Consider the following 25,085-nt stretch of genomic DNA (forward strand, 5'->3'; position numbering starts at 1 on the left):
AATACAAACCGCTGCGCAACGGCCTCGGCAGCTACTTCAAGTCCTCATGCACCTGCACACTCGCCGTCATCCCCGCACTCAGGGCCACCCCCTCCGGCACCTGGTCCAGACGAATGCGTACCGGGATGCGCTGCGCCAGGCGCACCCAGTTGAAGGTCGGTTCCACCTCCGGCAGCAACTGGCTGTCCGGGTTGCTGTTGCGGTCGGTGATGCCGCGGCTGATGCTCTCCACGTGCCCTTGCATCGGCTCGCCTGCGCCCATCAGCCAGACTTTCACCGTGTCCCCCACACGGATGCGCGGCAGCTTGGTTTCCTCGAAATAGGCCTGGATATAGAAGGTCGCATCATCCACCAGCGCCATCACCGATTCCCCGGCGTTGACATAGTTGCCTTCGGCCAGCCGCAGGTTGGTGATATGCCCGCTGCGAGGTGCTCGTACCTCACTACGTGCCAGGTTGATCCTGGCAATCTGCAACTGCGCCTCGGCCTCGTGCAATTGGCCACGCGCTATGGCCGCATTGATCTGGGCGTTTTCACGCAGCTCGGCACTGATCGCTTCTGGCCCAAGGGCGGTACGCCGCGCCGCTTCACGCTCGCGCAGGCGCAGCTGCTGGGCGCGGGTTTCGGTCACGGCGCTGGCCTGGTCGAACGCCGCCTGGAAGCGCTCGCGGTCGATGCTCATCAACAGGTCGCCCGCCTTGACCTGTTGGTTGTCCCGGACCTTCAGCTCTCGCACCCAGCCCGATACGTCGGGGGCAATCACCACTACGTCGGCGCGCACGCGGGCATCGCGCGTCCAGGGGGTGAGCATGTAGTACTGCCACAGCTGGTAGCCGGCGAACACGGCCAGGGCCACCACACACAAGGTCACCAGAATACGTACGGCCGCACGCATCGAAACACTCCTTTATAAGGGCCCCAGCAGTCGCACCACCAGGAACAACACACAAACGAACAGTGCCGCGTCGAACAGCGCTTCATGCCAGATCCAGCGCCCCAACGGCGTGGCCTGCACCACCAGGCGCAACACGCCGGTAAGCACCAGCGCCAGCAACACATAGACCAGGAACGGGCTGAACAGCACACCGCCCATTTCCCATTCACGCAACCCCATGGGCTTCCTCCTGCCAGCGGCACCACTTGGCCCAGCTTTTCTGTAATTGCAACACCGCCCCTTCGGCCAAGCGCAACGGGTCGCTCGACGGCTGCCTGCGCAAGGCCGCTATGAACGCTTCGCTGCTGGCATCCAGGTACTGGCCACGCCCAGGCGCCGGCCCCTTGGCCAGCACCGTCTCCAGCTGCTGCAGGTATTCGCGCTCGGCCTGGCCCAGCGGTGCCTGGGCCACTGCCAGGCACATGCGCAGGTGTACCAGTTCATCACCGATATCCAGCCCATGCAGGCCGTCATCCCAGCGCTTGCGCTCATTGTCGGGCAGTTCACCGGCATGCCGTGCCAGCTGCATCAGGCGGTCGGCCATACGCCCGCCGAACCAGGTGTCGGCCCCGCGCAGGTCACGCCGGGTCAGGCGTACCAGGTCACTCTGGGTCGCCGCGCGCAGGCGCCGGCCCAGCCAGGCCGGGTGACGGAACACCAGCAAGCGGAAGGCCATCACCGCTGCCGACACCCCCACCAGCATGGCCAAGGCACTGTTGAGCAGGGTGGCCACGCCGAACTGCATGGCGTTGAGCGGCGACACCAGCACGATGAAGTGCAGGCAATACGAGGTGGCCGTGGCCCCGGTGCGTGGGTGCGCCATGCCCAGTGCCCCCAGAAACAGCGGCACGCCCATGCCCAGGCAGAGCATGGCGAAGCTGCTCCATTGCGGCAGCAGTATCTGCCCGACCAGAAATGCGGTGGGTACCGCCAGGAAGATCCCCCGCAAGAAGCTCAGACCGATCTGGGCGCCGTTCTCACGGCTGGCGAACAGGCTGCACACCACACAGGTCAGCACCAGCCCACCCGGTGCCGACGGCCACGCCGTGGCCAACCAGAAGCCGCTCATCACCAGAAAGGCCAACGCACTGCGTGAGCCGAACAGCAGGGCAAGCGACCAGTCACGATGCACCGCCAGGCCTTGCGACACATCCTTCGGCGCCCTGCCCGCCTCCACGTCCTCCAGCGCCTGGCCGGCGGCCATGGCGTAATCCAGCAGCAAGGCCATGCGCGCCAGGCAGAAATGTTCCGCCGAACTGATCTGCTCCGCGTGCGCGGCATCCCAGATGCGCTGGCGCAGCAACAGCAGGCTGGGCGGGTCGGGCTTGCCCAGCAACGCGCGCACCTGCTCCAGCCAAGGCGCCAGGTGCTCGGTCTCGTGTTGGTCAAGTTGTCGCCATTGGCGGCGCACCGAGCGGGAAATCCGCAGCAGTACCATCAGCTTCTGGCTCAGGCCACGAATGGCGCGGGCACGTTGGCGCCCGCGGTTGCCTTCGAACCAGGCGTGTTCGCGCTGGCTATCGATGGCCACGATACGCCCCAGGCTCTCCAGCAGGCCTTTGCGCGCCTCGTCCTCGCCACCCAGCATGGCACTGGCCGCCTGCAGGCCGTTCTGCCAGGCCTGGCGGGCCTGCCCGCCCAGTTGCTGTTCGACGCGCATGGGCCACAGCAGCGCACTGCTGGCGGTGGCACAGAAGATCCCCAGGCAGATCTCGGTGCAGCGTGCGACGGCCTGGTCGAACACCTGCAGCGGATGGTCGATGGCCGGCAAGGCGATGATCGCGGCGGTGTAGCCGGCCAGCACGAAGGCATAGGCCCAGGCGCTGCGCAATTGGGTGGAAGCGGCAGTGCACAGGGCCAGCCACAGGGCCAGGGTAAGCAGGAACAGGCCGGGGGCCTGGGCGAACAGGCCGATGAACAGCACCGACATGAGCGTGCCGACCAGCGTCCCGGCCAGCCGCGCCAGGCCCTTCTGCACCACCATGCCGGACAGCGGCTGGGCGACGATGAAGGCCGTCATCAACGCCCAGGCCGGTTGCTCCAGGCCCCAGCGCATCGCCAGCCACAGGGCCAGGCCGCCACCGAGCAGGGTCTTGATGGCGAACTTGACGGCGAGACTGCTGGGGGCGAACAGGGCCTGGAGGGTGATAGGCACGAGGCGGACCTTGCGGGGATGACTTGTTCAAAGATAGACAATGGCAGGAAGAATAAAGCGAAACCTATTAATTAGCTAGCTAATCATCTTGATAGCGGCGAGCATTCCTGCTCCGGCGTTTTCGCGGGCAGCCCCGCTGCCACTCGAACCGTGCCCAGCGCGGCATAAAATCGCCGGCAAAAAAATGGGCGACCGAAGTCGCCCCAAATGCCTTGCGTGCTCGTGTACCCGAAAGGTCAGCGCGGCTTGCGCTTGTGCGAGTCCTTCCAGATGAAAATGCCCAGACCGGCAAAGAATGCAAACATCAACCCGACCGTTACCACCCCGGCGATAACCACATTGTCGAAGAACATGCTGGCCTCCCCATTCGTTTGCCGTTGTCCGATGGGTGCACGTTAACCAATGTCAGGGGCGGGAAAATTGATCGGGGTCAATGGTGCCCGGGGCCGGGCACGCGAGGCGGGTGCAGGGTTGACCTGCGTCAAGTTTCAGCGCTTCTTCGGCTTGCCCTTGGGCTTCTTTTTCTTGCCGGTATTCAGCGGCAGCGCCTGTTCGAATGCGTTGCGCATTTCGTTCAGGCGCTTTTCCTTGAGGTCGTGGGCGCGCTTGGCGCGTTCGGCATCGAAATCGATGAGGTTGTCTTGGCTCATGGGTGGGCTCGACGATCAACTGAGACTTGCATGATGAAGCCAGGCGCTGGCGCTGACCAGCCCCACCTCAGACTTCGATGTCCACCAGCAACCCTTGGCGTGCGTGCTCGCCCATCAGCGGTGCCACCGGGACGGTGTTGTCGGCGTTGACCTCATCACCCGGCATCGCGCTGTAGCGCTCGTCGTCGTCCTTGCGCCGGCGTTGCTGGCGGCGTTGCTCATCGCGCAGCAGCAGCGCCTGCTCCTGCGGGTCACGCTGGCGCTTGAGGTCGATGGCAGTTTCACTGGATGCCGGCTGCGTCGGTACCACCGGCTTGATATCGGGGGTCGGCTTGACCGGATCCTGTTGTGAAGTCACCGGTGCGGCACTGAGCGGAATGAGCGGTGGCAACATGAAGGTTCTCCTATGCCCTCTGTATCGGCAGGTGCAGATTTACCTGAAGGCATGGTCAGGCTTTATTCGGCTTCGTCGTCAGTATCGTCGTCGGCTGGCGGGCTGGCCTCGCTCCAGGGGCGCTTGTAAACCTGCTGCCAGACCGCGTCCATGTGCTCGCGCAGCACCTGCGGTGCGGATTTGAGCGAGGCACTGTCCTCGCGCTCACCGCCGATCGGCTCTTCACCCGCCGGGGTAATCAGCGACTGGCCGGTGATGGTGTAGCTGGCCTGCCCTTCGCGCATCTCGATGGCAATGTCATGCGGATCGATGCCGCCGCCACAGAAGGCGTGGCTGGCAACCGTCACCTCGGCGACACCGTCCTTGTTCAGGTCGCTGACGTCGCTGACGTCGTTGTAGAAATCCACATCCAGGTCCAGCCCCGGGCAAGTGGTTTCCTGCTCGATCTGCCAGCGCGCCTTGAACGCGTCGTTTTCGGCGCTGCGCCCGTACAACGTGGCCTTGAGCACCACCTTGTCCACTTCCTGTTCACTTTCCGGGTCGCTGGCCTGACCATCGCTGCGGCTCAGTACCAACAGGCCTTCACCGTCGCGGTCACGAAAATGCACGCTCTTGATCGGCGTCTGCACGCCCAGTACTTCGAGCTGCTCCATCGGGATGGCGGGCAAGGTGGCGAAGTCCTTCTGTTCGCAGGCGGCCAGCAGCAACAGGCTGCCCACGGCGATCGAGGTGCTGATCCAGCGGTGCTTGGCAGACATGGTGATCCGGGGCCCTCTTCAGCAGCACGGTATGAGCGATGAAACGGCTAGACTGTGGCATGGCGTGAGTCGGCCTGTTGCTGCATTTTGCACACCTTTCGGTACGCACGGCACTTTGGTCCGACCGGCCGATCCGTTAACATAATCGGCTTTTTCATCGCGGGAGTTCAGGCAGTATGGCGCAGCAGTATCAACCGGGGCAACGCTGGATCAGCGACAGCGAAGCCGAGCTCGGCCTGGGTACCATCCTGGCGCAGGATGGCCGCCTGTTGACCGTGCTCTACCCGGCCACTGGCGACACCCGCCAATATTCCCTGCGCAATGCGCCGCTGACCCGCGTGCGCTTCTCGCCGGGCGACCAGATCACCCACTTCGAAGGCTGGAAGCTGACTGTGCGCGAGGTCGAGGACATCGACGGGCTGATGGTCTATCACGGCCTGGACGGGCAGAACCAGCCACGCACCCTGCCAGAAACCCAGCTGTCGAACTTCATCCAGTTCCGCCTGGCCAGCGACCGCCTGTTCGCCGGGCAGATCGACCCGCTGTCGTGGTTCAGCCTGCGCTACAACACCCTGCAGCACACCAGCAAACAGATGCAATCGGCGTTGTGGGGCCTGGGCGGCTGCCGCGCCCAACCCATCGCCCACCAGTTGCACATTGCCCGCGAAGTGGCGGACCGCAGCGCGCCGCGTGTCCTGCTGGCCGACGAAGTGGGCCTGGGCAAGACCATCGAAGCCGGCCTGGTGATCCACCGTCAGCTGTTGTCGGGCCGCGCCAGCCGCGTGCTGATCCTGGTACCGGAAAACCTCCAGCACCAGTGGCTGGTGGAAATGCGCCGGCGCTTCAACCTGCAGGTGGCGCTGTTCGACGCAGAACGCTTCATCGAAAGCGATGCCAGCAACCCGTTCGAGGATGCCCAGCTGGCGCTGGTGGCCCTGGAGTGGCTGGTCGACGACGAAAAGGCCCAGGACGCACTGTTCGCCGCCGGCTGGGACCTGATGGTAGTCGACGAAGCCCACCACCTGGTCTGGCACGAAGACCAGGTCAGTGCCGAATATGGCCTGGTCGAACAACTGGCCCAGGTGATCCCGGGCGTACTGCTGCTCACCGCCACCCCCGAACAGCTCGGCCAGGACAGCCACTTCGCCCGCCTGCGCCTGCTCGACCCCAACCGTTTCCATGACCTGGCGGCCTTCCGCGCCGAGAGCGAACACTATCGCCCGGTGGCCGAAGCCGTGCAGGAGCTGCTCGACGAAGGCCGCCTGTCTCCCAAGGCCCACGCCACCATCCAGGGCTTCCTCGGTGCCGAAGGCGAAGCCCTGCTGGCCGCCGTCAGCGACGGCGATACCCAGGCCAGCGCACGGCTGATCCGCGAGCTGCTCGACCGCCACGGCACCGGCCGCGTTCTGTTCCGCAACACCCGCGCGGCCATCCAGGGCTTCCCTGAGCGCCAGTTGCACCCCTACCCGCTGGCCACGCCCGAGCAATACCGCGAGCTGCCAGCCGGCGAGCATGCCGAGCTGTACCCGGAAGTCGCCTTCCAGGCCCAGGGCGAAGTGGCCGACGAGGAGCGCTGGTGGCGTTTCGACCCGCGCGTCGACTGGCTGATCGACACCCTGAAGATGCTCAAGCGCACCAAGGTACTGGTGATCTGCGCCCATGCCGAAACCGCGATGGACCTGGAGGACGCCCTGCGCGTGCGCTCCGGCATCCCGGCCTCGGTATTCCATGAAGGCATGAGCATCCTCGAACGCGACCGTGCCGCCGCCTACTTCGCCGATGAAGAATTCGGCGCGCAGGTGCTGATCTGCTCCGAGATCGGTAGCGAAGGCCGCAACTTCCAGTTTGCCCACCACCTGGTGATGTTCGACCTGCCGGCGCACCCGGACCTGCTTGAACAGCGCATCGGCCGCCTCGACCGGATCGGCCAGAAGCACACCATTCAGCTGCACGTCCCATACCTGCAGGACAGCCCGCAAGAGCGCCTGTTCCAGTGGTACCACGAAGGCCTCAACGCTTTCCTCAACACCTGCCCGACCGGCAACGCCCTGCAGCACCAGTTCGGCCCGCGCCTGCTGCCGCTGCTCGAAGGGGGCGAAAGCAAGGCCTGGGAGGCACTGGTGGCCGACGCCCGCAGCGAGCGCGAACGCCTGGAAGCCGAACTGCATACCGGCCGTGACCGCCTGCTGGAACTGAACTCCGGCGGCGGCGGTGAAGGCCAGGCGCTGGTCGAGGCGATTCTCGAACAGGACGACCAGTTCGCCCTGCCGATCTACATGGAAACCCTGTTCGACGCATTCGGCATCGACAGCGAAGACCATTCGGAAAACGCCCTGATCCTCAAGCCGAGCGAGAAGATGCTCGACGCCAGTTTCCCGCTGGGTGACGACGAAGGCGTGACCATCACCTACGACCGCGGCCAGGCCCTGTCGCGCGAGGACATGCAGTTCCTCACCTGGGAACACCCGATGGTGCAAGGCGGCATGGACCTGGTGCTGTCCGGTTCGATGGGCAACACCGCCGTGGCGCTGATCAAGAACAAGGCGCTCAAGCCCGGCACCGTGCTGCTTGAGTTGCTGTTCGTCAGTGAAGTGGTGGCGCCGCGCAGCCTGCAACTGGGCCGTTACCTGCCACCGGCGGCGCTGCGCTGCCTGCTCGATGCCAACGGCAACGACCTGGCATCACGGGTGGCCTTCGAAACCCTCAACGACCAGCTCGAGAGCGTACCGCGCGCCAGCGCCAACAAGTTCGTCCAGGCCCAGCGCGACGTGCTGGCCAAGCGCATCAGCAGTGGCGAGGCCAAAGTCCTGCCGGCCCACGTCGAGCGCGTGGCCGAAGCCCAGCGCCGCCTGGCGGCGGAAGCCGACGAAGAGCTGGCCCGCCTGGTTGCACTGCAAGCGGTCAACCCGAGCGTGCGCGACAGCGAGATCGAGGCGCTGCGCAAGCAGCGTGAAGAGGGCCTGGCGATGCTGGAAAAAGCAGCCCTGCGCCTGGAAGCCATCCGCGTGCTGGTGGCAGGCTAGCCGGCCAGGCCACCCGGCGCCGCTGTGGTGTTGCAGTTGCCGCAGCGGCTGCAACACCACAGCGGTGTGATCAACCCTTGCTGCGGTACAGTTCGACCAGGGTCGCCGGGTCTTTTTCCAGGTAGCCCTGGCTGGCATGCAAGCGCATCAGTTGTGCGGCGAGGCCACTGAGTGGCGTCGCCGCGCCTTGCTCGCGGGATAGCTTCACCGCGCCATCAAGGTCCTTGAGCAGTGTACGCACATGCCATTTGATCGGCTCGAAGCGGCTTTCGGCCATTTGCGGCGCGAGGATCTGCAGCGGCCTGGAATCGGCAAAACCGCCCGCCAGTGCTTCGGCGATCAGTGTCGCATCCACCCCCGACTGTTCCGCCAGCGCCACCACTTCGGCGATTACCAGGGCATTGCAGGCCACGATCATCTGGTTGCAGGCCTTGGTTACCTGCCCCGCCCCCACCGCGCCCATGTGCGTCACGCGCTGGCCAAGTACCTGCAACACCGGGCGCGCGCGCTCCAGGTCCGCCGCCGCGCCACCGACCATGATCGCCAGGGTGCCGGCTTCGGCACCCGGTGTGCCGCCTGACACCGGGGCATCCAGCCAGGCCATGCCGCACAGGGCCGCCAGCTCGGCAGCCATTTCCCGCGTCGCGGTAGGTTCCAGGCTGGAGAAATCGACCAGCAACTGGCCACGGCGCCCACCCTGGGCAATGCCTTGCTCACCGAACACCACTTCGCGCACCACGGCGGTGTCGGCCAGGCACAGCAGCAGCATGTCGCTGTCGCGGCACAGTTCGGCAGGGCTGCTGGCCAGGCGCGCGCCGGCGGCGAGGAGCGCGGCACACTTGCCCGGGCTGCGGTTCCAAACGGTCAGCGGGTAGCCTGCGGCCAGCAGGCGTCGGCACATGGGCAGGCCCATCAGGCCGATGCCGGCGAATCCAAGCGAAGGTAGTGCAGTACTCATCTATGACTCCTGACTGGTCGAACATTACCCAGGCTGCCCAGGAACTTGCAGCAACGGTGGGGTATTACGCATCCCGTAAACTGTTACCGCCACGCCGAATTGTTACTTCCCTCCACTCGCCCTGAGCGCCACCAAGCACCAGAACGGAGCTGTTGCGCATTTTCGCGCACCAAAAACGATCACGCCTCGGCTGGGCGCTTCACCTGAATCACGATGAACGGTGAAACCACCACGGCCCAGATCTCTGGATCGCGGCTTTGCAGCTCTTGGGCCTGCTCGGCGGTCACCGGGCCGACAGTGCCATCACTACGCCACTTGGCGAAGATCTCGCTGCGATTCTCGGCCATTGCCTCGGCAACGGTGATCAGGTCCAGGCTCGGGTCGACCCAAATCAGGTCACCCTTGGCCCAGAAACGCTCCAACGCTTTCCACTCGATGATTGCCGTCTCGCCAAGCAATTTGGCATAGAGGGTGCTTGTGTGATCAGTCATGGGTGGTATCCGCAAAAATCGGTCAATTAAAAAGGCCGGCATTTTTGCAGAAAAACCCGGTTTCAAATATGTAATTTGGTCGATTGATCCCGAACTTGTGGGGCGGGATCGCAGATGCAGGCAGTTTGATGGCGCTTTTTTGTATCTTTGTGTCGACCAAGCGACAACCCAGGAAACAGGCACTTTTCGAACGCTTTTCAAGCGCTTGGACAGCGCTCTACACTGTACCGGTACAGTTCCGGGACATGTTCCGGGGGAAGGTGGGCTTGCGCGTTGGCATGGCCACGCCGCAAATCCCGCCCGGTCTGTAGCCCTGGCCGCCAGGACTATAAGAATTACAACAGAATGAGTGGAGCACTATGATCAAGATTTCCAAGCTGTTCGCCGCAATGGTTCTGGCCGGGGTAGCCAGCCATTCGTTTGCCGCCGATACCATCAAGATCGGGATCGCAGGCCCCAAGACCGGCCCTGTGACCCAGTACGGCGACATGCAGTTCATCGGCGCCAAGCAAGCCATCAAGGATATCAACGCCAAGGGCGGCGTCGATGGCAAGATGCTCGAAGCCAAGGAATACGACGACGCCTGCGACCCTAAACAGGCCGTGGCAGTCGCCAACAAGGTGGTCAACGACGGCGTCAAGTTCGTCATCGGCCACCTGTGCTCCAGCTCCACCCAACCAGCGTCCGACATCTACGAAGACGAAGGCGTGATCATGATCACCCCGGCCGCCACCTCGCCGGAAATCACCGCCCGTGGCTACAAGCTGATCTTCCGCACCATCGGCCTGGACAGCGCCCAGGGCCCGGCCGCCGGCAACTACATCGCCGACCACGTCAAGCCGAAAGTGGTTGCGGTACTCCACGACAAGCAGCAGTACGGTGAAGGCATCGCCACCGCGGTCAAGCAAACCCTGGAAGGCAAAGGCACCAAGGTTGCCGTGTTCGAAGGCCTGAACGCCGGTGACAAGGACTTCTCCTCGATCATCCAGAAGCTCAAGCAGAACAACGTCGATTTCGTCTACTACGGCGGCTACCACCCGGAGCTGGGCCTGATCCTGCGCCAGGCTCAGGAAAAAGGCCTGAAAGCCAAGTTCATGGGCCCGGAAGGCGTGGGTAACGACTCCATCTCGCAGATCGCCCAGAACGCCTCCGAAGGCCTGCTGGTGACCCTGCCGAAGTCGTTCGACGCCGACCCTGAGAACAAGGCCATCGTCGATGCCATCAAGGCTGACGGCAAGGACCCAAGCGGCCCGTTCGTGTTCCCGGCCTACTCGGCTGTCGAGCTGATCGCCCAAGGTATCAAGGCAGCCAAGTCCGAAGACACCGACAAGGTGGCCGAGGCCATCCACGCCGGCTCCTTCAAGACCCCGACCGGCACCCTGTCCTACGACGAGAAAGGCGACCTGAAAGACTTCAAGTTCGTGGTCTACGAATGGCACTTCGGCAAGCCGAAGACCGAAGTCTCCCCTCAGTAACTGCGTGACTAATAGCTGACCTAGGAGCCCACTGTGCGAGCAGTGGGCTTTGTTTTACGAGGTTCATGGGCCTGATCCCCGCGATCCGGGGGCGGGTTCACCTGAAAATCTTAAAACCGTCACCCGCGGTTTCCTGGCCGTACCCCCGCCAGCGAAATGCAAATCAGGTTTTTAGGAGCGCTGTAATGCCTGAGATCTACCATTTCTTCCAACAACTGGTTAATGGATTGACCATTGGCAGCACCTATGCCTTGATCGCCATCGGCTACACGATGGTGTACGGCATCATTGGCATGATCAACTTCGCCCACGGCGAGGTGTACATGATCGGTTCCTATGTGGCCTTCATCGCCCTGGCGGGCCTGGCCATGATGGGTATCCATTCGCTGCCGATCCTGATGACCGTTGCCTTCGTCGCAACGATCTTCGTTACCAGTGCCTATGGCTACAGCATCGAACGGGTTGCCTACCGCCCCCTGCGCAACAGCAACCGCCTGATCCCGCTGATTTCCGCCATCGGCATGTCGATCTTCCTGCAGAACACCGTCTTGCTGTCGCAAGACTCCAAGGACAAGTCCATCCCCAACCTGATCCCCGGAAGCTTCTCGTTCGGGCCGGGCGGTGCGGAAGAAGTTCTGGTTTCCTACATGCAGATCCTGGTGTTCGTGGTCACCCTGGTGGCCATGACCTGCCTCACCCTGTTCATCTCCCGTTCCCGCCTGGGCCGTGCCTGCCGCGCCTGTGCCGAGGACATCAAGATGGCCAACCTGCTGGGCATCAACACCAACAACATCATCGCCCTCACCTTCGTCATCGGTGCCGCCCTGGCGGCGGTGGCGGCCGTGCTGCTGAGCATGCAGTACGGGGTGATCAACCCCAACGCCGGTTTCCTGGTGGGCCTGAAGGCCTTCACCGCGGCGGTGCTGGGTGGCATCGGCAGCATCCCGGGCGCCATGCTCGGCGGGCTGGTGCTGGGCGTGGCCGAAGCGTTCGGTGCCGATATCTTCGGCGACCAGTACAAGGACGTGGTGGCATTCGGCTTGTTGGTTCTTGTCCTGCTATTCCGGCCGACCGGCATCCTGGGCCGCCCGGAGGTTGAAAAAGTATGAACAGAAATCTCAAACAGGCGTTCTTCAGCGCCTTGCTGGTATGGGCCGTGGCCTTCCCGGTGCTGGGCCTGAAACTGAGCATCGACGGCATCAGCCTGGCGGTGCACAGCCAAGGGTCGTTCACCATCAGTATCATCGCCGTGTGTTCGGCGCTGATGTTCCTGCGCGTGCTGTTCGACAAGCAGTGGAGCGCGGTGATGGGCCGCCGCTCGGACCGCAAGCTGATCCCGCCAGCCGTCAGCAACTACCTGACCCTGCCGAAAACCCAGCGCTACGTGATCATGGGCCTGATCGTCGCGGCCCTGGTATGGCCATTCTTCGGCTCGCGCGGTGCGGTCGACATCGCCACGCTGATCCTGATCTACGTGCTGCTGGGCCTGGGCCTGAACATCGTGGTCGGCCTGGCCGGCCTGCTCGACCTCGGCTACGTCGGTTTCTACGCCGTCGGTGCCTACAGCTACGCGATGCTCTCGCACTACCTGGGCTGGAGCTTCTGGGTATGCCTGCCGATCGCCGGCCTGATGGCCGCCACCTTCGGCTTCCTGCTCGGCTTCCCGGTGCTGCGCCTGCGCGGTGACTACCTGGCGATCGTGACCCTCGGCTTCGGCGAGATCATCCGCCTGTTCCTGCGTAACCTCACCGACTGGACCGGCGGCCCCAACGGCATCAGCAACATCCCCAAGCCGGAGTTCTTCGGCCTGACCTTCGAACGCCGTGCCGCCGAGGGCGTGCAGACCTTCCATGAGTTCTTCGGGCTGGAATACAACTCGATCAACAAGGTCATCTTCCTCTACCTGGTGGCCCTGCTGCTGGCCCTGCTGGCGCTGTTCGTGATCAACCGCCTGCTGCGCATGCCGATCGGTCGCGCCTGGGAAGCCCTGCGCGAAGACGAGATCGCCTGCCGTGCCCTGGGCCTGAACCCGACCGTGATCAAGCTTTCGGCCTTCACCCTGGGTGCCTGCTTCGCCGGTTTCGCCGGCAGCTTCTTCGCTGCGCGCCAAGGCCTGGTGACGCCGGAGTCGTTCACCTTCATCGAGTCGGCGATCATCCTCGCCATCGTCGTGCTCGGCGGCATGGGTTCACAGCTGGGCGTGATTCTCGCGGCCATCGTGATGATCCTGCTGCCAGAGCTGATGCGTGAGTTCAGCGAATACCGGATGCTGATGTTCGGTGCGCTGATGGTGTTGATGATGATCTGGCGTCCGCAAGGCTTGCTGCCTATGCAACGACCACACATGGAGCTGCATCGATGAGCCGTGAAATTCTGCAAGTCAGCGGCCTGAGCATGCGCTTCGGCGGCTTGTTGGCGGTCAATGGCGTGGGCCTGACCGTCAAGGAAAAACAGGTGGTGGCACTGATCGGCCCGAACGGCGCCGGCAAGACCACGGTGTTCAACTGCCTGACCGGCTTCTACAAGCCCAGCGGCGGCACCATCCTGCTCGACGGCCAGCCGATCCAGGGCCTGGCCGGCCACCAGATCGCCCGCAAGGGCGTGGTGCGGACTTTCCAGAACGTGCGCCTGTTCAAGGAAATGACCGCACTGGAAAACCTGCTGATTGCCCAGCACCGTCACCTGAACACCAACTTCTTCGCCGGCCTGTTCAAGACCCCGAGCTTCCGCCGCAGCGAGAAGGAGGCCATGGAACGCGCGCAGTACTGGCTGGAAAAGGTCGCCCTGACCGAGTTCGCCAACCGCACCGCCGGCACCCTCGCCTACGGCCAGCAACGCCGCCTGGAAATCGCCCGCTGCATGATGACCCAGCCGCGCATCATCATGCTCGACGAACCGGCAGCGGGCCTGAACCCGAAGGAAACCGAAGACCTCAAGGCACTGATCGCCTACCTGCGCGAGTCGCACAACGTCACCGTGCTGCTGATCGAGCACGACATGAAGCTGGTGATGAGCATTTCCGACCATATCGTGGTGATCAACCAGGGCACACCCCTGGCCCACGGCACGCCGGAGGAGATCCGCGACAACCCTGATGTGATCAAAGCCTACCTGGGGGAAGCGTAAATGCTGAAGTTCGAGAACGTTTCCACCTTCTACGGCAAGATCCAGGCGCTGCACAGCGTCAACGTGGAAATCAACCAGGGCGAGATCGTCACCCTGATCGGTGCCAACGGTGCCGGCAAGTCGACCCTGCTGATGACCCTGTGCGGCTCGCCGCAGGCGCACAGCGGCAGCATCAAGTACCTGGGTGAAGAACTGGTCGGCCAGCCGTCCTCGCACATCATGCGCAAGAGCATCGCGGTAGTGCCGGAAGGCCGCCGCGTGTTCTCCCGCCTGACCGTCGAGGAAAACCTGGCGATGGGCGGCTTCTTCACCGACAAGGGCGATTACCAGGAACAGCTGGACAAGGTGCTGCAGCTGTTCCCGCGCCTGAAGGAGCGTTATATCCAGCGTGGCGGCACCATGTCCGGTGGCGAGCAGCAGATGCTCGCCATTGGCCGCGCGCTGATGAGCAAGCCCAAGCTGCTGCTGCTCGACGAGCCCTCGCTGGGCCTGGCACCGATCATCATCCAGCAGATCTTCGACATCATCGAACAGCTGCGCCGTGACGGCGTGACCGTGTTCCTGGTGGAGCAGAACGCCAACCAGGCGCTGAAGATCGCCGACCGGGCGTACGTGCTGGAAAACGGCCGGGTGGTGATGCAAGGCACCGGTGAAGCACTGCTGACCGACCCGAAAGTGCGCGACGCGTACCTGGGGGGTTGATCGGAAAAAGGGCCTTCGGGCCCTTTTTTCTGCCTGTTGGAACTGTATCGACTGGTCCGGCGACAGGGCCAGTACCGGCAACCATTAACTTGAGATCCGCCGCCAGCCTGCGTAACGTGGCCAGCTTTCACGGCAAAGAACCCGGAGCCCGCCCCATGCGCCTCACCCCTACCCTGCTGCTCAGTGCCTTGCTGCCCCTGTTTGGTGGTTGTCAGCTCATGGCCGACGCCCCCAGCGACCCGAACATCGGCACCACGCGCATGCAGGGCGAACTGCGCGCCGCTGGTGGTCAGCTGCTGTTCAAGCCGTGCAGCGAAAGCCGCACCTTCGTGATCAACGACGTCGCCGCCACCGGTATCCTGCAAGAAGCCGCCAACCTGGCCAAGGACGCCAACGACAAACTGTTCGCCGATGTCCGCGGTCGCCTCACCGGCAGCAAGCAGGCCAGCACCGACGGCCAGCTGGAAGTACGCCAGCTGTATCGCCTGGAACCGTCCATCCGCGCCTGTGAAGACCCTAACTTCAAACAGTTGACCCTGCGTGCCAACGGCCATGAGCCGGGCTGGGACATCAAGGCCAGCGGCAAGGGCATGGTGCTCAACCGCATCGGTCAGCCCCCCCTGCCCCTGCCGTTCCTCGAAGAGCAAGTGCCCGGTGGCGGCCTGACCCTGACCAGCGAAGCCAACGGCCAGCACGTGGAACTGTGGGCCGCGCCGCAACGCTGCGTGGACAGCGCCACCGGCGCCATCTATCACCTGCGCACCGAACTGCGCATCGACGGCAAGACCCTGCAGGGCTGCGGTTACTACGGCGGCGCACGCGACAACTGATCGCCGGGTGCTTTTATCCTGCCAGTCGGGGTGGCGAACAGCTTATACTTGGCGGTTTGTGTAAAGCCGCCGGCCGCCCATGGCCGGGATACTGGACCCTGCCATGCTACGAATCACCGAACTGAAGCTGCCCCTGGACCATCCCGACGAAGCCCTGCGTGAAGCCATCGTCCAGCGCCTGGGCATTCGCGACGAGCAACTGCTCAGCTTCAACCTGTTCAAGCGCAGCTACGATGCGCGCAAGAAGAACAGCGAGCTGCTGTTCATCTACACCATCGACCTGGAAGCCAGCAACGAAGCCGAGCTGCTCAGCAAGTTCGCCGACGATCGCAACATTGGCCCGGCGCCCGACGTGACCTACAAGTTCGTCGGCCAGGCCCCGGCCAACCTGCAGGAACGCCCGATCGTGGTCGGCTTCGGCCCGTGCGGCATCTTCGCCGGCCTGCTGCTGGCGCAGATGGGCTTCAAGCCGATCATCCTCGAACGTGGCAAGGAAGTGCGCCAGCGCACCAAGGACACCTGGGGCCTGTGGCGCAAGAGCGTGCTCAACCCGGAATCCAACGTGCAGTTCGGCGAAGGCGGCGCCGGGACCTTCTCCGATGGCAAGCTGTACAGCCAGATCAAGGACCCGCAACACCACGGCCGCAAAGTGCTGGAAGAGTTCGTCAAGGCCGGTGCGCCGGACGAAATCCTGTACATCAACAAGCCGCACATCGGTACCTTCCGCCTGACCGGCATGGTCGAGCAGATGCGCCAGGACATGATCGCCCTGGGCGCTGAAGTACGCTTCCAGCAGAAGGTCACCGACCTGCTGATCGACGACGGCCAACTGACCGGCGTGGTGCTGGAGAGCGGCGAGCAACTGCACTCCCGCCACGTGGTATTGGCCCTCGGCCACAGTGCCCGCGACACCTTCCGCATGCTGCACGCCAAGGGCGTATACATGGAAGCCAAGCCGTTCTCGGTGGGCTTCCGTATCGAGCACCCGCAAACCTTGATCGACAAGGCGCGCCTGGGCAAATACGCCGGCCACCCGAAACTCGGTGCTGCCGATTACAAGCTGGTGTACCACGCCAGCAATGGCCGTTCGGTGTACAGCTTCTGCATGTGCCCAGGCGGCACCGTGGTCGCCGCCACCAGCGAACCAGGCCGGGTGGTCACCAACGGCATGAGCCAGTACTCGCGCAACGAGCGCAATGCCAACTCCGGTATCGTCGTCGGCATCGACCCCGAACGCGACTACCCCGGCGGCCCGCTGGCCGGCATCGAACTGCAGGAACGCCTGGAAGCCCATGCCTATGTGATGGGCGGCAGCAACTACCAGGCCCCGGCACAACTGGTGGGTGACTTCGTCGCCGGCCGGCCCTCGACCGCGCTGGGCAGTGTCGAGCCGTCCTACAAGCCAGGCGTGACCCTGGGCGACCTGGCGCCGAGCCTGCCAGACTTCGCCATCGAGGCGATCCGCGAGGCATTGCCGGCGTTCGACCGGCAGATCAAGGGCTACAACCTGCACGATGCGGTGTTGACCGGGATCGAGACACGTACCTCGTCGCCATTGCGCATCACCCGCGGTGAGGACTTCCAGAGCCTGAACCTCAAGGGGCTGTTCCCGGCGGGTGAAGGGGCTGGGTACGCGGGCGGGATTCTGTCGGCAGGCGTCGATGGTATTCGCATTGCCGAGGCGGTGGCGCGGGATATGCTCGGCCTCTGACGGTTCATGGCCTGTGAGGGCGCTTTCGCGGGCAAAACCGCGAAAGCCGCCCTGTAGGCGCAAGAAAAATCCGAGAAAACATCAGACTTCCCTTACCCCCTATTTCCCATTCTGCATCTAGGCTTCCTCCAGCCCAGCCCAGTAACAACATATAACAAAAAAGAATATAGTTTTTGTTTTAAAGCATATCTTCACAGGCTAGGGTGTACGCCATTTCCATCCGTAACTGCCCATGGAGAGCCTATAGCCCGTGCGTAGCCTGTTAGCCCGTTTCCTGCAGTTGGAGGCCGCCAGCGGCCTGCTGCTGATCGCAGCCGCCATACTGGCCCTGGTCATCAACAATTCGCCGCTGTCATACCTGTACAGCGCCCTGCTCGACGTGCCCGTCGCCGTACAGGTCGGCGCGCTGCACATTGCCAAGCCGTTGCTGTTATGGATCAACGACGGCCTGATGGCACTGTTCTTCCTGCTGATCGGCCTGGAGGTCAAGCGCGAGGTGGTCGACGGCCACCTGTCCAGACCGTCGCAGGTGATCTTGCCTGCCACCGCTGCCGTGGGCGGCATGCTGGTACCGGCATTGATCTACTGGTTCATCAACCGCGACAACCCCGCCGCCGTGGCCGGCTGGGCCATCCCCACCGCCACCGATATCGCCTTCGCCCTCGGTGTGCTGGCCCTGCTGGGCAAGCGCGTGCCGGTGTCGCTGAAACTGTTCCTGATGACCCTGGCGATCATCGACGACCTGGGTGCGATCATCGTCATTGCCCTGTTCTATTCGGGCACCCTGTCTAGCCTGTCGCTGCTGCTGGCGGCCGCCTGCCTGGTGGTGCTGGTGGCGATGAACCGGCTTGGCGTGGTCAAGCTGGGGCCCTACATGATCGTTGGCCTGGTCCTGTGGGTCTGCGTGCTCAAGAGCGGTGTGCATGCCACCCTGGCTGGCGTTGCCCTGGCGCTGTGCATCCCGCTGCGTACCCGGCAGGCTGAGCGCTCGCCATCGCTCGCCCTGGAACATGCCCTGCACCCGTGGGTCGCCTACGCCATCCTGCCGTTGTTCGCCTTCGCCAATGCCGGTGTATCGCTGGCAGGCATGAGTGTGGACAGTTTCACCCACCCAGTGCCACTGGGCATTGCCGTCGGGCTGCTGCTGGGCAAGACCGTGGGTGTCTTCGGCTTGACCTGGGTCGCGGTCAAACTGCGCCTGGCCGCTTTGCCTGCGGGTGCCAGCTGGGGCCAATTGCTGGGCGTGGCGATCCTCTGTGGCATCGGCTTCACCATGAGCCTGTTCGTTGGCTCACTCGCCTTCGTGCCAGGCAGCAGCGAGTTCGCCGGAATGGACCGCATGGGTATTCTCACCGGCTCGTTCCTTGCCGCCGTGCTCGGCTACGCCGTAACCGCCATGGCCAGCCGCAAGCCCAGCGCTGGTTGAGCTGACCACGGCATGAAAAAACCCCGACTGGCGTGCAGCCATGTCGGGGTTTTTTGTTGTTGCGCTACGATCAGTGCGAGACGCGGCTGGTACCGTCGACGGTCATGATGCGTACGCGGTCGCCAACGCGGAAGATCTCGTTCTCCTGCACCGCCTGCACATAGGCGCGCATGCTGCCATCGTCCTCGCGCACGGTGATTTCCACGCCCTGGGTGCGGGTCAGGCCTTCTTCGGCCGCGGAGCCGGCCAGACCGCCGGCAACGGCGCCAATCACGGCAGCCACGATGCTGCCACGGCCGCCACCCACGGCGCTGCCGGCCACGCCACCGACGATGGCACCGGCGCCGCCGCCGATCGGGGTCTTGGTACCCTCGATCTTGACCGGGCGCAGGGATTCGATGGTGCCCATGCGCACGGTCTGCACGCGGCGAGCCTCATCACGGGAGTAGCTGTCACCGGTCAGGCTCGAGGCACAGCCACCCAGCAACAACGACATGGTGGTGAAGGTCGCCACCAGCAAAGCGGATTTACGCATGGGTAAAGTCTCCATAAGTCAGGTGCTCATTAGACGCTGCACGTTGACGACTGTCACGGTACAAACGCAATAAAATTGTTTTCATTCAGCCGAGGTACAGCCTGCCTGGCTGTATCAGGCCATTTCAAGTGAGACCAAGGATAGCCATGGATTACTTCATCGTCGTGGTTGCCACCGTTGCGGGGCTGTATTTCCACGGGTGGTTGTATGTGCGCATGCGCCGCTGGATGGACCGTGACCTGGCGCTGTCGCTGGCCGGGGCGGACCCTGGCAAGCGGGCGTACATGCTGCAAAAGCTGGAACAGGCGCGGCTGGAGAAGGTGCGGCGCAAACAGTTGGCGGGGTGGCTGGAGCGCGAGGCGGCGGGGTATCCGGGGTAATCTGATCGATTGTCGGGGCTGCTGCGCAGCCCATCGCGACACAAGGCCGCTCCTACAGGGAACTGAGCTGCCACCCCGGCCTGTGGCGGGCAAGGGCCGCAAGGCGGCCCCGCAATGTCAGGGCGCCAGGCGCTCCCGCAGCCATTGCCCATCGACCAGGCGGTAGTTCAGCCGGTCATGCAAGCGGCTGGCCCGGCCCTGCCAGAACTCGACCCGCTCCGGCAGCAACCGGTACCCGCCCCAATGCTCCGGGCAATGCGGCTGGGTATCGGAGAAGCGCGCCTCGGTGGCCTTGACCAGGCTTTCCAGTTCCTCACGGCCGGCAATCACCCGGCTCTGCGGCGAGGCCCAGGCGCCCAGGCGGCTGCCCAATGGACGCACCTGGTAGTAGGCATCCGATTCCTCGGCCGTGACCTTTTCCACCCGCCCTTCGATGCGCACCTGACGCTCCAGCGCCGGCCAGAAGAAGGTCATGGCGGCGTAGGGGTTGGCCAGCAGTTGCTGGCCCTTGGCGCTGTCGTAGTTGGTGAAAAAGGTGAAACCACGCTTATCGAGCCCCTTGAGCAGCAAAACGCGGCAATGGGGGCGGCCGTCGGCATCGACGGTGGCCAGGGTCATGGCATTGGCTTCTACCGGTACCTGCTCGGTTTTCACCGCATCGGCGAACCACTGGTGGAACAGGGCGAACGGCTCCCCCGGGGCCTGGGCTTCGGCCAGGCCATCTCGGGTGTAGTCGCGGCGCATATCAGCCAGGGATTGGGTCATTGCTGCGTTCCTTGACGATCAGTTGGTCTTCGCAGGGCTGTTGGCAGCTACTTTCTTGTCAGCGGTAGCTTTCTTGGCCACGGGCTTGGCCGGGGCGGCTTTTTTCTTGGCCGCAGTCTTGGCTGGCGCCTTGGCCTTGGCTGCAGGCTTCTTCGCCGCAGCCTTGGCCGCCGGCTTGCTGTCGGCAGCCTTGGCGGCTGGGGCCTTGGTGTCCTGCACCGCCACCATCGAGGCTGGCGCCGGGGCCGGGGCGGCTTGCTGGTACTTGGCCAACAGCGCAACCATGGTGTTCTGCGGAGTCAGCAGCATTTCAACGCGACGGTTCAAGGCGCGGCCCTCGGCACTGTCATTGGCCGCGCGCGGCATGACCGAGCCCATGCCCTTGAGGTTCAGGCGGTCACGCTGCAGGCCGCTGAGGCGGAAGATGGCCGACACCGAAGCGGCGCGCTCCAGGCTGAGCTTCTGGTTCGCCGCAGCGGCACCGCTGCTGTCGGCATGGCCGAGCACCAGCACGGCAGTCTTGGCATCGCCTTCGACGGTCTTGGCCACGCGGGTAATCGGGCCCAGGGACATCGGCAACAGCATGCTCGGGCGGTCAGGGTTGTACGAGCTGTCCACTGGGAGGGTCACGGCCAGCACGTTGTCGCGGCGCTCAAGCTCCAGCTTGCTGCCCTTGATGGCTTCACGCAGCTTGGGCTCGTATTCGTCCAGCCAGGCCTGGGTGGCCTTCTCGTCGATCTTGGGCAGCACCGGCCCCTTGGCCTGCTTCTGCTCACCACCGAATGGCCACCACCAACGGCTGGCGCTCTCGGACTTGGCGTCGGCCTTGGCCACGTTTTCAGTAACGGCTTGCTTCACTTCCTGCTCGGCAACCTTGTCCGAACCGAAGGGCCACCAGCTCGAGCCGCTGTCCTTCGAGGCGTCCTGGGGGTGACTGGCGCAGCCGGTAACGGCGGTCAGGCACAGGGCGAGTGCTAAGGTTTTATGTGAAGACATCAGCGATACACCATGAAATAGAAAGAAATTTTGCCCACACACTTCAGGCATTGGCATTGAGGATAGTCAAAGGGATGCGGCAATACCCGCATTACCCGATCAAAGGCAGCCTGCGAGCACGCGCACCAGCTTCTGGGCCCGTGGGTCCATGAGCACGTATGGGCCAAGGGTATTGACCACGAAGCCGAAGGCGACATCGTACTCCGGGTCGGCGAAACCGACCGAACCGCCGGCACCGGGGTGGCCGAAGGCGCGCGCGCCGAGGCCGAAGGTGGCATTGGCCACCTCGGGCTGGTCGAGCATGCAACCCAGGCCGAAACGGGTCTGGGTGAGCAAGGTGCGGTCCTGGCCGAGGCTGTGCTCACGGGTCAGTTCATCGAGCAGTTCGGATTCGAGCAGGCTGCCGTCCAACAGCCCGGCGTAAAAGCCCGCCAGGCTACGCGCGTTGCCATGGCCGTTGGCCGCCGGCTGCTGCATGCGCCGCCACTCCGGCTTGTTGGTGCTGGTCAGGATGGCTGGCGGATTGGTAAAGGCACGGGTCGAAAGCGCCTCGGGCTCGCGCATGGTCACCTGCAGCAGGCGCTGCGCCGCGGCATCCCCGGGGTTGCCCTTGCCACGGGCGATATGCGCCACGCGGTAAAATTCTTCGTCGGCCAGGCCGACATGGAAATCCAGCCCCAATGGGCGCGCAGTACGGGCCACGATCGAGTCGCCAGGGCCACGACCATCGGCGCGGCGGATCAGCTCGCCGATCAGCCAGCCGTAGGTGATGGCGGCATAGCCGTGCTCGGTGCCAGGTGCCCACCAGGGTGTCTCGGCGGCCAGGGCAGCGACCATGGCCTGCCAGTCATACAGGGCTTCGGCCGGCAGCAACTCGCGGATGGCCGGCAGGCCGGCACGATGGCTGAGCAGCTGGCGCAGGGTGATAGCCTGTTTGCCGGCCTGGGCGAACTCGGGCCAGTAGTTGGCCACCGGCGCGTCCAGGGCCAGCTTGCCCTCGCCGACCAGTTGCAGGGCGGTCACCGCAGTGAAGGTCTTGGTACAGGAGAACAGGTTGGCGATGGTGTCGCTGTGCCAGGCCTGCTGGCCATCCTTGTCGGCACTGCCGGCCCACAGGTCGACGACGGTTTCGCCACCGACCTGGATGCACAGCGCGGCGCCACGCTCCTGGGGATCATCGAACAGCGCGGCGAATGCCTCGCGCACGGCTTCGAACTTCAGCTCATAGTGACCCTGGATCTGCACCCGCTGTTCTCCGTACGACCATTTCCGAAAAATGGTGTGCATTGTTTCAGTAGTTTGGCGTTTTGCAAACTGGCTTGGGCTGGGTGGTCGCGACGAATGGTGCCACCCAGACGCACCACGTCCCCTCCAGGAGCAGCGGCCTGGTGTCGCGATGGGCTGCGTAGCAGCCATGGGTGTCGCGTTGGTGCCGAGATTGCCGGGGCCGCCTTGCGGCCCTTTCGCGACACCAGGCCGCTCCTACACAGGCCTGTCTGAGTTATGGGGCAGGCTTTTCCAGCTCGGCGCGCAGCTGGCCCATGGCCTGCAGGTTGCTCTTGCGCACGGCCTCGACAAACCCCGGATAAGGCATGTCGGTGATCGCTACCAGCCCGAGATGGCCGTTCTCGCCATCGAGCAAGCGCCCGCTGGCCGGCTGATCGAGATACTGGAACCAGTGCGCGCCGACGATCATCGGCTGTGCCAGCGCCGCCTTGAGGAAATTGCCGTAGGCCGGGCCACGGTCTTCTTCCCGCGCCAGCTCCAGCGGCCCCGGCCAGAACGGCCCACGGTCACGCGAGCCGAACTGGAACTCGGACACCAGCACCGGCTTGTCCAGCTCGGCCAAGCTGGCGAAGTCATAGCCATCCTGCGGCTTGAGCGTATAGAAGTTGAAGCTGAGCACATCGCAGAATTCGGCACAGGCCTTGACCGCCTCGGGCGTGCTGACCGCATACCGGCCCCCCAGCAACAGGTGATTCGGCGCATGCCACTTCAACGAGTCGGCAATCGTCTTGAAGTAGGTTTCGGCAAACACCTGCTGGAAATACTGGTAGTCACGCTCGATTTCCGGGTGCTCCGGGTTGGGCAGCGGCGCTTCGAAGCCCGGATCCTCCATCAGTTCCCAGGCGCTCAGTTCGATGCCCCAAGCCTTGGACAGCCCCTCCTGGTTGCGGTACTTGTCGCGCAACTGCTTGAGGAAGGCGCGCTTGGCCGGCACATCGGTGGTCAGGCGCAACGTGCCGTAGGCCAGGCCGTAGCGTGCCCTGGGGTCACTGCCGGGGGCGGCCCAGGCCAGTTCATTGTCGGCGAAATAGCCGATCAGCCAGGGGTCGTCACGGTGATCGCGGGCGGCAATGGCCACGGCGCGCTCGGTGGCCATGGCAAAACGTGGGTCGAACGGGTCGGGCATGCTGCCCCACCAGTCCATGCCGGTGCTGATGCTGGCGTAATCGCCCACGATCGACAGCGGCAAGGTGTACGGCATGCGACGGGCCTGGCCCAGGGCCGGCTCGCTCCAGTTGCCGAGCGTGTTGAACCCCCAGGCCTGCAGGCGGTCGAGCGCATGCGCCTGCCAGCGGGCGGCATCCAGCGCTGGCGGTGGGCAGTTGGCCGGCTGCCCGTCTGCTGCCGGCGGGCAAGGTTTGCCATAGGTGCGTTGCAGGTTGGCGGCATAGAAGTCGAACCAGCGCCCCTGCTTGAAGTGGCGCCCTTGTGACGAGGCGTTGCCGTCGTCGTTGTTGCCTTCGCCATAGAAGGCGGCCAGCGCATCACCTTCGCCCGGCAAGGCCTTGAACATGCCCTCGCGGCCGGTGACGTAGGTGCGCCCGCCATCCGCAGCCACGGCATTCACCCCCAACGAGTAGAACGGGTGCCCTTCCGGTGTCACCAGGTACCAGCGGCCATTGCGCTTTTCCGTACGGAAGAAGCCTTTGGCCTCGAACGCCGGCCCGGCCAGCAAGCCACCGTAGGCATCCAGTTGCTGTTTGCCACGTTCAGCCAGCCAGCCCTTGAGCTGTTGCTGCTCACGCGTATCGGCTGCCTTGAGCTGTTCGTCGTTAGCCACTTTCTCTGGCCAATGGCCCCGCGTGGACTGGCCATAGGCATCGATCAGCTCACGATAGGCCGCCTGGTAAGCCTGGTCGTCATCCTGGATGCCAACCCGCTCGATCAACAAGCTCTGCGCCACCTTGGGGCTGGGGATGCTCAGGCTGACCGAGGCCACCTGCTTGAGGTCTACCGCACCGGCGCTGCTGGCCAGCAACAAGCGCTGGCCATCATGGCTCCAGGGCATCGGTGGGCCGGCGCGCATGCCCTGGCTGAGCGGCGAGCGGGCCGTCAGCGGTACCATCACGGTCTGGGCAGGGCCGGCTGGCAAGTCGATGCGGCTGGTCAGCGCGCTGCCATCGCTGCCCTGCACCGTGACATCCACGGTCAGCGCCCAGTCCATTGCGCTTTGCAGACGCAAGGTCAGGAACTGCCCCGCCGACCAGTCCCACACCCCACTTTGCGGGCTCAGGCGCAGGGTTGGCCGCTGGGCCGGGTTGAACACCACCCGTCGCAACACTTCGCCTTCAGCCGTCTGCTCCGCATTGTACTGGGGCATGCCGGCATCCTCGGTCAGCACATTGACCACCGAGGCTGGGCGCACGAAGCTGAAGAGCGTCTGCTGCCCCGCCAGCAAGGGCGAGCTGAACAACAAGGCGAGAACGGCGGGCAAGGTGCGGCGGACCATAAGGCTGAAGCTCTCCTTCAGGGCCTTCATGGCCCACGAC

The 25,085-nt window shown here is 64.2% G+C and carries 24 protein-coding genes; 10 read left to right on the plus strand and 14 right to left on the minus strand.

The genetic code is table 11. From position 1 onward, the window contains the following. Window positions 1-31: 31 nt before the first annotated feature. The 7 genes from HG549_RS19745 to HG549_RS19770 all read right to left on the minus strand — a co-directional run bounded on the left by HG549_RS19745 (window position 32) and on the right by HG549_RS19770 (window position 4,891). Window positions 32-895, minus strand: coding sequence for an HlyD family secretion protein (locus HG549_RS19745; RefSeq protein ID WP_170031789.1), 864 nt, complete (start codon window positions 893-895; stop codon window positions 32-34). A gap of 12 nt (window positions 896-907) precedes the next feature. Next, entirely contained in the window at window positions 908-1,114 is a 207-nt protein-coding gene (locus tag HG549_RS19750) for a DUF1656 domain-containing protein (RefSeq protein ID WP_170031792.1), read from the minus strand. Next, window positions 1,101-3,089 (minus strand): FUSC family protein, encoded by a 1,989-nt coding sequence (locus HG549_RS19755; RefSeq protein WP_170031795.1) that lies wholly within the window; start codon window positions 3,087-3,089, stop codon window positions 1,101-1,103. The genes HG549_RS19750 and HG549_RS19755 overlap by 14 nt, the downstream gene beginning before the upstream one ends. A gap of 236 nt (window positions 3,090-3,325) precedes the next feature. Then, window positions 3,326-3,442, minus strand: coding sequence for a cytochrome c oxidase subunit CcoM (ccoM, locus tag HG549_RS26150; protein ID WP_027918924.1), 117 nt, complete (start codon window positions 3,440-3,442; stop codon window positions 3,326-3,328). Between the two features lie 135 nt (window positions 3,443-3,577). Further along, complete coding sequence (locus HG549_RS19760; RefSeq protein ID WP_170031798.1) at window positions 3,578-3,739, minus strand: hypothetical protein; 162 nt, start codon at window positions 3,737-3,739, stop codon at window positions 3,578-3,580. A 67-nt stretch (window positions 3,740-3,806) separates the two neighbouring features. After that, the gene (locus HG549_RS19765; RefSeq protein ID WP_170031801.1) at window positions 3,807-4,133 is read right to left on the minus strand and encodes an aspartate-semialdehyde dehydrogenase; all 327 of its coding nucleotides are present in this window, start codon (window positions 4,131-4,133) and stop codon (window positions 3,807-3,809) included. Between the two features lie 62 nt (window positions 4,134-4,195). Beyond that, a complete protein-coding gene (locus tag HG549_RS19770; RefSeq protein ID WP_170031804.1) occupies window positions 4,196-4,891 on the minus strand; it encodes a M949_RS01915 family surface polysaccharide biosynthesis protein in 696 nt (231 codons plus the stop codon). A gap of 176 nt (window positions 4,892-5,067) precedes the next feature. Here HG549_RS19770 and rapA point away from each other — a divergent pair, with 176 nt between their 5' ends. Continuing rightward, window positions 5,068-7,914, plus strand: a complete 2,847-nt coding sequence (gene rapA, locus HG549_RS19775) for an RNA polymerase-associated protein RapA (protein ID WP_170031807.1) — start codon at window positions 5,068-5,070, stop codon at window positions 7,912-7,914. A 70-nt stretch (window positions 7,915-7,984) separates the two neighbouring features. Here rapA and HG549_RS19780 read toward each other — a convergent pair whose 3' ends face one another. Both HG549_RS19780 and HG549_RS19785 read right to left on the minus strand, forming a co-directional pair. Then, window positions 7,985-8,872: an NAD(P)-dependent oxidoreductase gene (locus HG549_RS19780; RefSeq protein WP_170031810.1), complete on the minus strand. Its 888-nt coding sequence runs from the start codon at window positions 8,870-8,872 to the stop codon at window positions 7,985-7,987. Window positions 8,873-9,051: 179 nt separating this feature from the next. After that, window positions 9,052-9,363 (minus strand): DUF2288 domain-containing protein, encoded by a 312-nt coding sequence (locus HG549_RS19785; RefSeq protein ID WP_170031813.1) that lies wholly within the window; start codon window positions 9,361-9,363, stop codon window positions 9,052-9,054. 359 nt (window positions 9,364-9,722) lie between these two features. On the opposite strand from HG549_RS19785, the gene HG549_RS19790 reads away from it, so the two are divergent. The 8 genes from HG549_RS19790 to nhaA all read left to right on the plus strand — a co-directional run bounded on the left by HG549_RS19790 (window position 9,723) and on the right by nhaA (window position 18,633). Further along, window positions 9,723-10,838, plus strand: coding sequence for a branched-chain amino acid ABC transporter substrate-binding protein (locus tag HG549_RS19790; RefSeq protein ID WP_114169629.1), 1,116 nt, complete (start codon window positions 9,723-9,725; stop codon window positions 10,836-10,838). A 185-nt stretch (window positions 10,839-11,023) separates the two neighbouring features. After that, window positions 11,024-11,947 carry a high-affinity branched-chain amino acid ABC transporter permease LivH gene (livH, locus tag HG549_RS19795; RefSeq protein ID WP_023379080.1) on the plus strand — a complete coding sequence of 308 codons (924 nt, stop codon included), beginning with the start codon at window positions 11,024-11,026 and terminating at the stop codon, window positions 11,945-11,947. Then, window positions 11,944-13,200, plus strand: coding sequence for a high-affinity branched-chain amino acid ABC transporter permease LivM (locus HG549_RS19800; RefSeq protein ID WP_170031816.1), 1,257 nt, complete (start codon window positions 11,944-11,946; stop codon window positions 13,198-13,200). Before livH ends, HG549_RS19800 begins: the two co-directional genes overlap by 4 nt. Further along, window positions 13,197-13,964: a high-affinity branched-chain amino acid ABC transporter ATP-binding protein LivG gene (gene livG / locus HG549_RS19805; RefSeq protein WP_170031819.1), complete on the plus strand. Its 768-nt coding sequence runs from the start codon at window positions 13,197-13,199 to the stop codon at window positions 13,962-13,964. The genes HG549_RS19800 and livG overlap by 4 nt, the downstream gene beginning before the upstream one ends. Then, entirely contained in the window at window positions 13,965-14,666 is a 702-nt protein-coding gene (locus HG549_RS19810; protein ID WP_013973921.1) for an ABC transporter ATP-binding protein, read from the plus strand. Window positions 14,667-14,821: 155 nt separating this feature from the next. Then, window positions 14,822-15,496: a COG3650 family protein gene (locus tag HG549_RS19815; RefSeq protein WP_170031822.1), complete on the plus strand. Its 675-nt coding sequence runs from the start codon at window positions 14,822-14,824 to the stop codon at window positions 15,494-15,496. A gap of 103 nt (window positions 15,497-15,599) precedes the next feature. Further along, window positions 15,600-17,207 (plus strand): NAD(P)/FAD-dependent oxidoreductase, encoded by a 1,608-nt coding sequence (locus HG549_RS19820; RefSeq protein ID WP_170031825.1) that lies wholly within the window; start codon window positions 15,600-15,602, stop codon window positions 17,205-17,207. Between the two features lie 250 nt (window positions 17,208-17,457). Further along, window positions 17,458-18,633, plus strand: coding sequence for a Na+/H+ antiporter NhaA (nhaA, locus tag HG549_RS19825; protein ID WP_170031828.1), 1,176 nt, complete (start codon window positions 17,458-17,460; stop codon window positions 18,631-18,633). A 70-nt stretch (window positions 18,634-18,703) separates the two neighbouring features. Here nhaA and HG549_RS19830 read toward each other — a convergent pair whose 3' ends face one another. After that, the gene (locus HG549_RS19830; RefSeq protein ID WP_009684613.1) at window positions 18,704-19,168 is read right to left on the minus strand and encodes a glycine zipper 2TM domain-containing protein; all 465 of its coding nucleotides are present in this window, start codon (window positions 19,166-19,168) and stop codon (window positions 18,704-18,706) included. 146 nt (window positions 19,169-19,314) lie between these two features. On the opposite strand from HG549_RS19830, the gene HG549_RS19835 reads away from it, so the two are divergent. After that, window positions 19,315-19,548 (plus strand): hypothetical protein, encoded by a 234-nt coding sequence (locus HG549_RS19835; protein ID WP_170031831.1) that lies wholly within the window; start codon window positions 19,315-19,317, stop codon window positions 19,546-19,548. 117 nt (window positions 19,549-19,665) lie between these two features. On the opposite strand, the gene pdxH is transcribed toward HG549_RS19835, so the two are convergent. The 4 genes from pdxH to HG549_RS19855 all read right to left on the minus strand — a co-directional run bounded on the left by pdxH (window position 19,666) and on the right by HG549_RS19855 (window position 25,045). Continuing rightward, window positions 19,666-20,313, minus strand: a complete 648-nt coding sequence (gene pdxH, locus HG549_RS19840) for a pyridoxamine 5'-phosphate oxidase (RefSeq protein ID WP_170031834.1) — start codon at window positions 20,311-20,313, stop codon at window positions 19,666-19,668. Between the two features lie 18 nt (window positions 20,314-20,331). Further along, window positions 20,332-21,309 (minus strand): OmpA family protein, encoded by a 978-nt coding sequence (locus HG549_RS19845; RefSeq protein WP_170031837.1) that lies wholly within the window; start codon window positions 21,307-21,309, stop codon window positions 20,332-20,334. Between the two features lie 99 nt (window positions 21,310-21,408). After that, window positions 21,409-22,554 (minus strand): serine hydrolase domain-containing protein, encoded by a 1,146-nt coding sequence (locus tag HG549_RS19850; protein WP_186690485.1) that lies wholly within the window; start codon window positions 22,552-22,554, stop codon window positions 21,409-21,411. A gap of 256 nt (window positions 22,555-22,810) precedes the next feature. Continuing rightward, a complete protein-coding gene (locus HG549_RS19855) occupies window positions 22,811-25,045 on the minus strand; it encodes a beta-galactosidase (protein ID WP_170034263.1) in 2,235 nt (744 codons plus the stop codon). Window positions 25,046-25,085 lie beyond the last annotated feature (40 nt).

The sequence above is a fragment of the Pseudomonas sp. SK genome, assembly GCF_012975065.1.
Classification (GTDB): domain Bacteria; phylum Pseudomonadota; class Gammaproteobacteria; order Pseudomonadales; family Pseudomonadaceae; genus Aquipseudomonas; species Aquipseudomonas anuradhapurensis.